Source organism: Parasediminibacterium sp. HNIBRBA5674 (assembly GCF_056745525.1).
The window spans coordinates 89,280-100,793 of the sequence record NZ_JBQWIE010000001.1; the positions used below are offsets into that span (position 1 = coordinate 89,280).

An 11,514-nucleotide genomic window follows, 5' to 3' on the forward strand; every position below is an offset into this window, starting at 1 on the left:
AAACAAAGTATAATATATATTAATTTTCATTTCTGTTTTGATTATAAAGTTAAAGAAAATCCAAGACGATACGAAAGAGCAAGTGGTGAAGCACCATTGTCAATTCCTCTAGTAAAACCATTACCTGTTGATGCTCCAATTTCTGGATTAAAACCTGTATATTTAGTTATCATAAAAAGGTTTTGTACGTTTCCATAAAATTGCAATGATTGTACTTTTAATTTTTTAAGAATATTGGGTGAAACTTTGTATGAAAGACTTATATCCCTGCATCTAAAATAATCTGCATTTTCTATAAAATAATCCGTTGATTCTCTTTGATCGGCAGTAGTGCCAGGTGTTACAGCAGTTGCTCGCTTATTGCTTTCTCTAATTTCATCTGCTAGTTTAGGATCAGTACCAGGTAACACTACTCTATATCTGCTATCATAGGCGTCTTTTCGTACATTATTTAAGCCCGTCATTGTACCCCAATTTATCTGATACTGGTTGAACACTTTGTGACCATATGCAAAACTGAAAAAAGCAGACAGCTCGAAATTTTTATAGTTAAACGTTGTATTAAAACCGCCAAAACCTTTAGGCAAAGCACTACCTAGCCATGTTCTATCCAAATCATTCAACAAGCCGTCAGCATTCAGGTCTGCGTATTTTCTCTCGCCTTCTCTTGCGGCCCCCCTTAACCCTACAGAGGCATTTGCTAAACTTGCACTATCCCACAAACCCAAAGATTTGAGACCATAAAATTCGCCTAAAGAACGACCAGCGGCAATACGTAAGGTTGGTATATTGTTTGATAAATTTCCACCAGTATAAAATTCATCTGGACTATCAGTTCTAAGTTTTTCAACTAAGTTTTTATTAAAATTGATATTTCCCTCAACCCGCCATTTGAAATTTCTTTTATTTATAATTCTAATTCCTAACGTTACATCAATACCTTGGTTTAGTAATGTACCTACGTTATCAGCCATTGATGAAAACCCAGATGAAGTTGGAGTATTAACTTGCAATAAAAGATTTTTTGTCCTTCGTTGATATACATCAACCGTTGCTGTAATGAAGTTATTAAATAAGCTTAAGTCAATACCTAAATTGGAGTTACTTGTTGACTCCCATGTTAAATTAGGATTCCCAAGACGTGCAGAAGAAAAACCAACTGTTGTAAAGCCATTTCCCCAAACGTTAAAATTAGGCACGAGGGTATATTGTGTTTGGTATGCACTTACAGCTTGATTACCAACTAGCCCCCAACTTGCCCTAATTTTAGTTTCATTGACTATTCGTTTTACTGATTTAAACCATTTTTCTTGATCAATTTTCCATGCTATACTTGATGCTGGAAACAAACCAAATTTACTTCCTTCGATAAATTTAGATACACCATCGTATCTTGCTGAAAGGTTTATTACTATACTTTTCTTGTACAAATAATTAAATTGCAGTACATTTCCAACTAATTGGTAAGCAGAATAATCAGACGTAGTAGACTGTGGAGTACCAGAACTCAAATTAAAATAGCTTGTATTGTTATTGATAAAATTGCCGACAACTGCTCTCTGCGATGTTTGTAAAAACTTTTCGGCACTAAATACTAATGCTGCATTGATAGTATGATTTAAACTCAGTTTTTTACTGTAATTTAAGTTTAGCTGGTACAAAAAACTATTGTTTTGTGAATTTCCCGCATTAGCCTCGCCTCTATAATTAGTAAATGGCAGCGGAATTTCAATAGGGATAAACGTTTGTAGCAAAGAATTAAATTGATTAATACTGACTTTTCCTTGAATATTCAAATCATTATTAAGTTTATATTTTAAGCTAACTGTACCTAAAACTTGGGTAGAAGTATTTGCATTTTTAACCCCTCTTTCTGATGTAAGTAATAACGGATTAAGCCTAGATTGACTAGAAGTTACTTCCCCTAATGCTGTATTAATTTCAGACTTTGTAAATCGTGAATTGTAAAATACATTTCCATAAGTGGGGTCAAGAAATGTTGCGTCACCGTTGCCATATCGATAATCCCACAGAAAATTAAAGTTTCCATCTGGATTTAAAAGAGGAGTAGTTGGCGACCAGTTAAGTGCCCTTGAAGTTAAAGTTTGTGTAGGCGAGCCAAATCTATCAGTTGCAGTTACGCCTAAATTCACGTTTAAGGTTAATTTAGAGGCTACCGGTATTTCGTAATTAACCCTACCACTATATCTTTTTAAATATGTTCCAGGAATAACACCACCTTGTTCATAATATTGACCAGATACATAATATTTGGCACCCCCAAAAGCACCACCACTTATATTGATAGACACATCTCTTGTAACAGACGAACCCGATAGTTCTTCTTGATGATCGTAGTTATTTAATAAAGGAACTTCTCTCGCTAAATAAGGTGTATCGGCTGTATTGGTAGTAATACCTCTAAGTTTTCTTACAGCCCACGCTTCATTTGCGAAAGCAGCAAAGTCTTGGGCTTGTAAAATATTAATTTTCTTTTGTGGATTATTTACTGCTTGATTAACATTTACAACAATTTTTGCCTTGCCTACTTTACCAGCTTTAGTGGTAATTACTACCACACCATTTGCACCTCTAGAACCATACAAAGAGGTAGCTGCTGCATCTTTTAAAATCTCAATATTCTCAATATCGTTTGGGTTTAGCATGGATAGAGGGTTTGCTGTAAGGTTATTTCCAAAAAATGATGATATCAAGCTACTACCATTCAAGTTCATATTCGGTTGTTCAATAGGCACACCATCAATGACGTACAACGGTTGTGTAGAACCAGATATAGAGCTCACGCCTCTAATCTCAATACTAATGCCGCCACCAGGTTCTGAGTTATTTTCCATCACATTCACCCCTGCTGCTCTACCACCTATTATTTGTTGAAAATTAGAATAGCCACCTTTTTCAGCATTCTTAGGCGCAACAACTGTTACTGCCGTAGATACATCGGGCTTTCTTTGTTGCAAATAGCCCACTACAATTACTTCCTCTTGTTCATCTACCTTAGTAACTAAGTTTACAGTTAAAGATTTGGCGTCTTTAACTACAACCTCATAATCGGTATAAGATACCGATGTGAAAAGTAAGGTTTGCCCTTTAGCGGCCTTAATAGTAAAATTACCTTTAGCATCTGTTTGTGTAACAGTATTAGCACCTTTTACACGCACCGTAACACCTTCTACATTGCCCCCTTTATCGCTAGTAACTTTACCAGAAATAGATGTGGTTTGAGCAATAGAAAGGCTGGCAATAAATAATGGACTTACAAGCGCAAATGCATACAACCGCTTTGGTGAAAAATTGACAATAGAAAAACTTAGTTGTACGACAATGTTTCTAATAAACAGCGTGGGTTTTCTTTTCATGAGCAGAATAACAATTGTTAGTTAATGTTTATATTGTATAAATACTTCTTTTTGTATTTGAAGTAGTATTTTAGCAAGTATGGCATTTTTTAAAAGGGTAAAAACATTTATATTGAATTAATATTGTAGTTGGTTGCTCTCATTTCGATATAATAATTTTGTTAGTGCATATAATATTGCATTATAAAGTATGGCAAAGAGAGCATTTCTTCAAGATACAAATAATGGTAGCAAAATCTATAATAGAATTAATTAATTCTATCTGTAAAATTAAGGTTTACTGCACACAGCATAGCGGCAAATACGTTCATTTTATAGGTGCATTTAGGTCAATTTTACAATTACAGATAAGGCATTTTTTTTAATTTTAGCCTTCTGTTTCTTCAAAGCTACCGTCAACAAGGTTTAAAGAATAAGTTAGCAAACTAAATACTCAATATTTATAAACTTCAATATTTGAAATGGCAAAATGCATTATTGTGTTTGCAAAAAAATTATTCTGCTTCTGAACTAATAGTTACCGTCTTTTGATTCATTCAGCCCCCCTTACATTTTAAAGATGTTCTAATATTGATTTTGAAAATTAAAGCAGACTTGCGCATGTAAAGTATACAATATGTTCTGCTTGAATGTGATGATTTAAAATAAACTAATGAGTGCTACCTTGAAAAATTTGAAGGAACTTTTTATACAAACGTTTCAGCAAGAACCAATAATTGTAAAATCGCCAGGGCGGGTTAATATCATTGGCGAACACACAGATTATAATGAAGGATTTGTACTGCCAGCAGCTATAGATAAAGCTGCTTATTTAGCTATCAATTTTAGAAACGATGATGAAATACATTTAATAGCTCAGGATATTCATGAAACTTTTACAAGTAGTATTACCAACCTTAAACCAATTACTGATATTAGCTGGCCTAACTATGTTTTGGGTTCTGTAGCACAGTTTCTAAAACGTGGCGTGAACGTAAAAGGCTTTAATGCTATACTTACTAGCAATGTACCAATAGGTGCTGGTTTATCGTCGTCGGCAGCGGTAGAATGTGCGACTGTTTATGCCTTAAATGAGTTGTTACATACCAATTTAGATCGCCTAACCATGGTGCAAATGGCACAAAAAGCAGAACATGAATTTGCTGGTGTAATGTGTGGTATTATGGATCAATTTGCATCGATGATGGGCAAAAAAGACCATGTGATTAGATTGGATTGTCGTTCACTAGAATATGAATATGTACCCTTTAAGCTTGATGGCATAAAAGTATTATTACTAAATACTAACGTAAAACATTCGTTGGCTTCATCAGAATACAATACCCGCCGTAACGAATGTAGCCAAGCTGTAAAATGGGTGAAGGAATATGAGCCAGCCGTTAATTCTTTACGAGATGTTACCGAAGCAATGCTAGATAAATATGTATTGCCAAAAGATAGTTTAATTGATAAACGAAGCCGATTTGTAGTACAAGAAATTAATCGTTTGGTAACTAGCTGTATTGATTTACAAAATGACGATATACAATCGTTGGGTAAAAAAATGTATGCCACACACGAAGGTTTAACAAGTATGTATGCTGTAAGCTGCAAAGAGCTGGATTGGTTGGTTAATTATGTAAAAAATAACGATGCGGTAATTGGTGCTAGAATGATGGGTGGTGGTTTTGGCGGCTGTACCATAAACCTGATAAAAGAAGCAGCTATTGAGTCCTTAATTGCAGCTTTAAAACCCGATTACGAAGCAGCCACAGGCCTGCCTTTATCGTATTACGTAGCTTCTATTGAAGATGGCACTCAAATAATAAATGTATAATTATGTTTGATATAAAGGAACACTCGCACACTAGATTAAATATTTTAACAGGTGAATGGTTATTGGTCTCGCCACATAGAATGAAAAGACCTTGGCAGGGGAAAGTTGAAGATGTGCCAAAAGATAATCGGCCTACTTACGATGCAACTTGTTATTTATGTGCTGGAAACAAAAGAATGGATGGCAGCGTTAATCCTAATTATGAAAATTCTTTTGTGTTTACCAACGACTTTTCATCTCTTTTGGCTGATACACCAAATGGTACAGTGAACGAAAATAATGTATTGGTTGCCAATAGTGAAAGTGGTATTTGCAAAGTGATTTGTTTTTCGCCGCGGCACGATTTGACTTTACCACAATTAGAGATAGAAAATATTGAAAAAGTGATTGAGCTGTGGCAAAATGAATACATAGAACTGGCAGCGAACGCTGCAATAAAATACATACAAATATTTGAGAATAAAGGTGAAGTAATGGGCTGTAGTAATCCACATCCACATGGGCAAATATGGGCATCTTCGTCTATACCATTGGAAGTAGCAAAAGAAACCAAGCAACAAAAAAAATATTACGAAAAGTATCAGCATAGCCTTTTATCAGCTTATTTAGATGTAGAATTAAAAAAGAACGAACGAATTGTAGTAGAGAATAATGATTTTGTAGCGTTAGTACCTTTTTGGGCAACATGGCCTTACGAAACAATGATTATTAGTAAAAGACAAGTGCAACATATAACTGAATTTAATGTTTCTGAAAAAACGTCTTTTGCCAAAATTTTAAAGCAATTAACAGCCAAATACGATAACCTCTTTAATATTTCATTTCCATATTCAGCAGGTATGCACCAAGCACCGGTTGATGGTGAACAACATCCTGAATGGCATTGGCACATGCATTTTTATCCGCCATTGTTACGCAGTGCCAGCGTTAAAAAGTTTATGGTAGGGTACGAAATGCTGGCCAATCCTCAAAGAGATATTACACCTGAGTATGCTGCTGAAAAATTAAAGTCTTTAAGTACAAAACATTATTCTGATCAAGAAAAATAGTTAAAATCTTATTGACGAATAATGAAAACCGCTCTCTTATTTATAAAATAGCACACGTGAAATTATTTATTTTTATTAGTACTACAATACTGTTATCTTTTACATCAATTAAAGCACAATCATTAGGTAAAAACAAGGCTTTTGCCCCTGGTAAATTATGGCTAGATAATAATGGTGTTGCTATTAATGCACACGGCGGCAATGTTTTATTTTATCAAAATAAATACTATTGGTATGGTGAGCATAAAATTGCTGGGAAATCTGAAGCCCAATTTGCTGATGGTGGTATTCACTGCTATTCTTCAAAAGATTTAATGAATTGGGATAATGAAGGCATCGTTTTATCGGTAAAATACAAAGATACAACCAGCGATCTTGCCTATGGTTGTATTCTTGAACGTCCTAAAGTGGTGTACGATGAAAAACAAAAACTGTTTATTGCTTATTTTAAATATTACCCAAGAGGCACTGGTTACTTAAAAGGCTACATTGGTGTAGCCACCAGTAAAATGCCGAGTGGCCCATTTACATTTAAACATAAATTTTTAGGGGCAAATTCAGAATACGGCTCTGGCGATTTTGCTATGTTTGAAAACACAGACAAAAAATTGTATCACTTAACGGTAAGAAAGCCCGACAAAACCTTTGTTATAGGTCAGCTTCAGGCTAGTAAAATGCTAGCTACCGAAAAATACGAGCCAGCTAAAGGTATTACTTCACATACCGAAGCGCCAGCGGTTATTTTTCACAACAATAAATACTATTTACTTGGCTCAGGCTCTACAGGTTGGCAACCTAACAAAACTCGAGCTTTTGTTGCCGATTCTTTAAATGGTGTTTTTACTGATTTAGGTAACCCATGCTCAGGTCTAAATCCACAAAATGGTATTAATGCAGACAAGACATTTGGCGGGCAAATTAATTATATACTAAAGGTTGAAGGGCAAAAAAATGCTTACATAGCCATGTTTGATATTTGGAAACCAGACATGCCCATTAATGGCTTGTACGTTTGGTTACCACTAATTTTTAAAAATGGGCTGCCTGTAATAGAATGGAAAGACACTTGGGATGTAACAGTTTTTAAAAAACTAAATATTAATTTAATCAAGGAACATACAAAAAAGAAGTTAGCGGAATGAAATCAATATTAACAGCTACTTTGTTTGTAATAATACTATTAGGTTGTAGCGCAAATAAAAAGCTGCCAAAGGCTGCTTATTCGTTTGTAGATGCACAAACACCAAGCACTGCAAAGCCTTTGATAAATAATGTAGTAACGGATGGAGTAAACTTGAATAATTGGAAATTGGTTTTTTCCGATGAATTTAACGATAATACAGTAGATGCTAACAAATGGACTGTTGAAAATGCTACTAAAAAAAGAGTTGACGTTACTTTATTTTCCGATAACAATCAAGTAGAAGAAAAAAATGGTAACATATATATTTATTACAGTAAAGCGACTAAAATTAACGATACTTCATATTATGCTGGTCGTTTTAACTCTAAAGGTAAGTATGCACTAACCTATGGGTTTTTAGAAACGAGAATGCACATAGTAAAACCAAATGGGCATCAAATGGCATTTTGGATGATGCCAGTAGGAAATGGTATGAAAGAACCCGAAGGCATTGATGGCACAGCAAATGATGGTGCCGAGATAGACATTATTGAAGGAACAAAAGCCGATGCTTATTCTTTAGGGTTACACTGGGATGGTTATGCAAAGCCAGCACATAAATCTAACGGTGGGCTTATAAATACACCAGCAATACATGAAAAGGAATACCATACCTACGGCTTTGAATGGGCAGCTACATATTTGAAGTTTTACTACGATGGAAAAATAGTAAGAGAAATGAAAGACCCTAAGTTAATACCGCATGTAGCTGAATTTATTATTTTTTCTGGTAGTTGTTTTGGTGAAAACAATTGGGTAGATGGTGATATACGCAAAAATACATTTATTAAAAGTGGCGGCATAGATAAGGCCTATATTGATTATATAAGAGTGTATAAAAATAAATAAGTTGTTACGTAAGTTATGCTGTTTTTCGCCAATTGAAAGTTTATTGCATAGGACAATATAAGAAACTAAAGCAATAATTTAAAAAATACTAAATCTTAATCAGCTATTATTTCTGGATACATTAATGCACCTGTTTGGGTATCGGTTGGAAATTGTGCTTTTTCATTTTTAAGCATCTTGTTCAATTGCTGTATTAAGGCTTTGCCTTTATCAGGATATTGAGTAATTAGATTATTTTGCTCGCCAATATCATCTTTCAAGTTGTACAATTCGGTTTTGTGAAGCCCGTAGAAATAAATGAGTTTCCAGTTGCCAATTCGTATAGCACTGTAAGGCCCCATGCCTTCATTCTCTGCTACCATTTTATATTGTTTAGCTTTTCTAGCACCTTCTTCCCAGTTGTTAGGAAAGTGCCAAATGATAGCCCTGCTAGTATCTCGTTTGTTATTGTTTTTTAAAAAGGGCACTATACTTTTACCATCTACAGTTTGTACTGTTTGGTAGTTTTTTACACCTGCCATTTGTAAAATGGTAGGAAAGAAGTCTTCGATAATGACGTACTGACTATTGGTGCTATTAGGCTTTGTAATACCTGGCCAATACACCATCATGGGTTCTCTAGTACCACCTTCATAGGCAGACCCTTTGCCCGATTTAAGCGGTAAGTTGTGTGTAAATGGCTTGCCACCTCGTGGCGGCACTAACGAAAGCCCACCATTATCACTCATAAAAATGATGATGGTATTTTTCATCATTTTATATTCTTCAAGGTAGTTTATCAAATCGCCTAAGCTTTTATCCATGCCTTCTAGTAGCGATGCGTACATGGCTTCTTCGGTACTTAATCCCTTGTCTAGATAATACTGGTAAAATCTGTTATCAGGTTTATATTTTGCATGTACTGCATAATGGCTCATGTACAAATAGAATGGCTTTTTAAGCAAACGAGCTTTATCTAATGCTTTTTTTGCTTCTAACGTTAACGCTTCAGATAAAAAAATGTCTTTGCCATGATACATTTCTAAACCAGGAATGCCAGCTCTTGCACCAGCTTTTACATCGTTGCCAAAATTTTCTGTACCAAGGTAGCTGTTAGGCCCGCCAATAGCTGAACCTGCAATATTTACATCATAGCCAAGATTGATAGGGTTAGAACCTAATGTAGGAAAAGAGGCCATGTGCGATTTTCCAGCATGTATGGTAAAGTAGCCATTGTTGCGTAATATTTCTGCTATAGTTGTTGCGTAAACAGTATGTGGCGAATCTGCTACAGGGCTTAAACCATTGTAGTTCCATTCAGGAAATGTAATGCCATTATAGGGTTCGTCAGTAGGGTGATCTTTCGTATAAAATGTCCAGTTAGTAACACGATGTCTCGCAGCATTCATACCTGTTTGTAAGCTTACTCTTGATGGTGTACATACACAATTGGCATAAGCATTTGTAAACTTTACACCCATGGCTGCAAGCCGTTCCATATTAGGTGTACGATAGGTTTTATTAAGTGAGGTAGTGTCTTTGTAAAATGGTACAGAACAATCCTGCCAGCCCATATCATCAACCAAAAAGAATATGATATTGGGCTTTTTGGCAGGGCCTGTAATAGTATTTTGTTGTGCTTGCAAATGGTAACCAACTTGTATTAAAAGCAGTGTTATTAGTAAATACAGTGGTGTTACTTTCATATTGCAATGGTTTATATAAGCACTAGGTATTTATTTCTTAGAGGTTTGAATCTCAGCTAGTAATTTCGATAGTGCAGCTACTTTGTCAGGATATTGCGCCGCCAAGTTGGTTTGTTCGCCACTATCACTTTTAAGATTATATAATTGTGGCTTAGCGTTGTTACCTGTCTCCATGTTTTTATCTTTCATCATTGGGCCGCCATTTGAAGTAGGAATATATTTCCAATCGTCTTGAATAATGGCAAATCCTGTTAAGCCCTGTTCTACAAAAGCATTACGACCTTTTTGCGATTTGCCCAGTAAAACCTCAAACATGTTTTCACTATCTGGTGCTGAAGCTGTAGGTAGAGATTGCTTTAGTAAGGCTGCCATGGAAGCGATAAAATCATTTTGCCCAATCAGTGCATTTGAAATGCTATTAGGTTTAATAACATTTGGCCATCTAACTAGCGTAGGTACTCTTGTACCAGCATCAAACTTGCTATACTTACCACCTCTAAAATCACCACCTGGGTTGTGATTGTTTAGCATTTGCTGTGCATTATCTTCATAGCCATCATTTATTATTGGACCATTATCGCTTGAGAAGATAATAAGGGTGTTTTTAGTGAGTTTTAAACTATCTAAAGTACGTAGAATTTTACCAGTATTGTCATCTAATTCAAGTAACGCATCACCTCTTGGTCCCATACCACTTTTGCCTACAAAACGAGGGTTTGGCACACGTGGCACATGAATATTTTGAATAGCAAAATAGAGAAAAAATGGCTTTGCTTTATTGCCAGCAATGTACTGTAATGCTTTACTGGTAAGGTCATCACTCATTGTTTCATCGTTCCAGTAGGCTTTATGACCACCCTTCATGTACCCAATTCTACTTACACCATTTATAATAGTACCGCTATGTTGTTTGTCTGCTTTCATTAATAAAAACTCAGGGTGTTCTGTACCTATGGGGTCATTGCCTATTGGTGCTTTGTAATCAACTTCAATCGGGTCGCTTGGGTCAAGGTTTTTTACTTTGTCATTTTCTACATACACACAAGGTACACGGTCTGGTGTTGCAGGTATTATAAACGAATATTGAAAGCCTAATTCATTTGGGTTAGGCTTAATACTGCCGTTCCAATTTGGGCCACTGTTACCACCTAAGCCTAAATGCCATTTGCCAATAACAGCTGTTTGATACTTAGCATTTTGAAATAATTTAGCAAGGGTAAATTGATTTTCATCAATAATAGAACCAGCATCACCTGCGGCTATACCTGTGCCTTTTTTTCGCCAAGGATATTCACCTGTAAGCATCGCATATCTTGAGGGTGTGCAGGTAGAAGATGTAGCATGTGCATTCGTAAACATGATGCCTTCTTTGGCAATTCTATCAATGTTGGGTGTGTGTATTTTAGTTGCTCCATAGCAGCCAATATCACCATAGCCTACATCATCTGTGTAAATAATAATTACATTAGGCTGGGCCTTTTTTTGAGCAGATATAGACTGGCAAAGTAAAAGCAAAAATAGCGCTACATTAACACAATAAAACTTACACATGTTG

7 protein-coding genes are annotated in these 11,514 nt (G+C 35.5%); 4 read left to right on the forward strand and 3 right to left on the reverse strand.

Annotation, left to right across the window (positions count from 1 at the left end; all coding sequences use genetic code 11):
- Positions 1-41 precede the first annotated feature (41 nt).
- Positions 42-3,377, reverse strand: coding sequence for a SusC/RagA family TonB-linked outer membrane protein (locus ACT9TX_RS00385; RefSeq protein WP_481336051.1), 3,336 nt, complete (start codon positions 3,375-3,377; stop codon positions 42-44).
- Positions 3,378-4,029: 652 nt separating this feature from the next.
- On the opposite strand from ACT9TX_RS00385, the gene galK reads away from it, so the two are divergent.
- The 4 genes from galK to ACT9TX_RS00405 are packed head-to-tail and all read left to right on the forward strand — an operon-like array spanning position 4,030 to position 8,274.
- Complete coding sequence (galK, locus tag ACT9TX_RS00390) at positions 4,030-5,193, forward strand: galactokinase (RefSeq protein WP_481336052.1); 1,164 nt, start codon at positions 4,030-4,032, stop codon at positions 5,191-5,193.
- A gap of 2 nt (positions 5,194-5,195) precedes the next feature.
- Positions 5,196-6,242 carry a UDP-glucose--hexose-1-phosphate uridylyltransferase gene (locus tag ACT9TX_RS00395; RefSeq protein ID WP_481336053.1) on the forward strand — a complete coding sequence of 349 codons (1,047 nt, stop codon included), beginning with the start codon at positions 5,196-5,198 and terminating at the stop codon, positions 6,240-6,242.
- Between the two features lie 56 nt (positions 6,243-6,298).
- A complete protein-coding gene (locus ACT9TX_RS00400) occupies positions 6,299-7,384 on the forward strand; it encodes a family 43 glycosylhydrolase (protein ID WP_481336054.1) in 1,086 nt (361 codons plus the stop codon).
- Complete coding sequence (locus ACT9TX_RS00405; RefSeq protein ID WP_481336056.1) at positions 7,381-8,274, forward strand: glycoside hydrolase family 16 protein; 894 nt, start codon at positions 7,381-7,383, stop codon at positions 8,272-8,274. Before ACT9TX_RS00400 ends, ACT9TX_RS00405 begins: the two co-directional genes overlap by 4 nt.
- Positions 8,275-8,369: 95 nt before the next feature.
- On the opposite strand, the gene ACT9TX_RS00410 is transcribed toward ACT9TX_RS00405, so the two are convergent.
- Both ACT9TX_RS00410 and ACT9TX_RS00415 read right to left on the reverse strand, forming a co-directional pair.
- Positions 8,370-9,959: a sulfatase gene (locus ACT9TX_RS00410; protein ID WP_481336058.1), complete on the reverse strand. Its 1,590-nt coding sequence runs from the start codon at positions 9,957-9,959 to the stop codon at positions 8,370-8,372.
- Positions 9,960-9,989: 30 nt separating this feature from the next.
- Positions 9,990-11,510 (reverse strand): sulfatase family protein, encoded by a 1,521-nt coding sequence (locus ACT9TX_RS00415; RefSeq protein WP_481336059.1) that lies wholly within the window; start codon positions 11,508-11,510, stop codon positions 9,990-9,992.
- Between the last annotated feature and the right edge of the window lie 4 nt (positions 11,511-11,514).

Bases quoted from the DNA above. Each gene is read 5' to 3' on its own strand.
- ACT9TX_RS00385 (WP_481336051.1), bottom strand. From the start codon at position 3,377: ATGAAAAGAAAACCCACGCTGTTTATTAGAAACATTGTCGTACAACTA.
- galK (WP_481336052.1), top strand. From the start codon at position 4,030: ATGAGTGCTACCTTGAAAAATTTGAAGGAACTTTTTATACAAACGTTT.
- ACT9TX_RS00395 (WP_481336053.1), top strand. From the start codon at position 5,196: ATGTTTGATATAAAGGAACACTCGCACACTAGATTAAATATTTTAACA.
- ACT9TX_RS00405 (WP_481336056.1), top strand. From the start codon at position 7,381: ATGAAATCAATATTAACAGCTACTTTGTTTGTAATAATACTATTAGGT.
- ACT9TX_RS00410 (WP_481336058.1), bottom strand. From the start codon at position 9,959: ATGAAAGTAACACCACTGTATTTACTAATAACACTGCTTTTAATACAA.
- ACT9TX_RS00415 (WP_481336059.1), bottom strand. From the start codon at position 11,510: ATGTGTAAGTTTTATTGTGTTAATGTAGCGCTATTTTTGCTTTTACTT.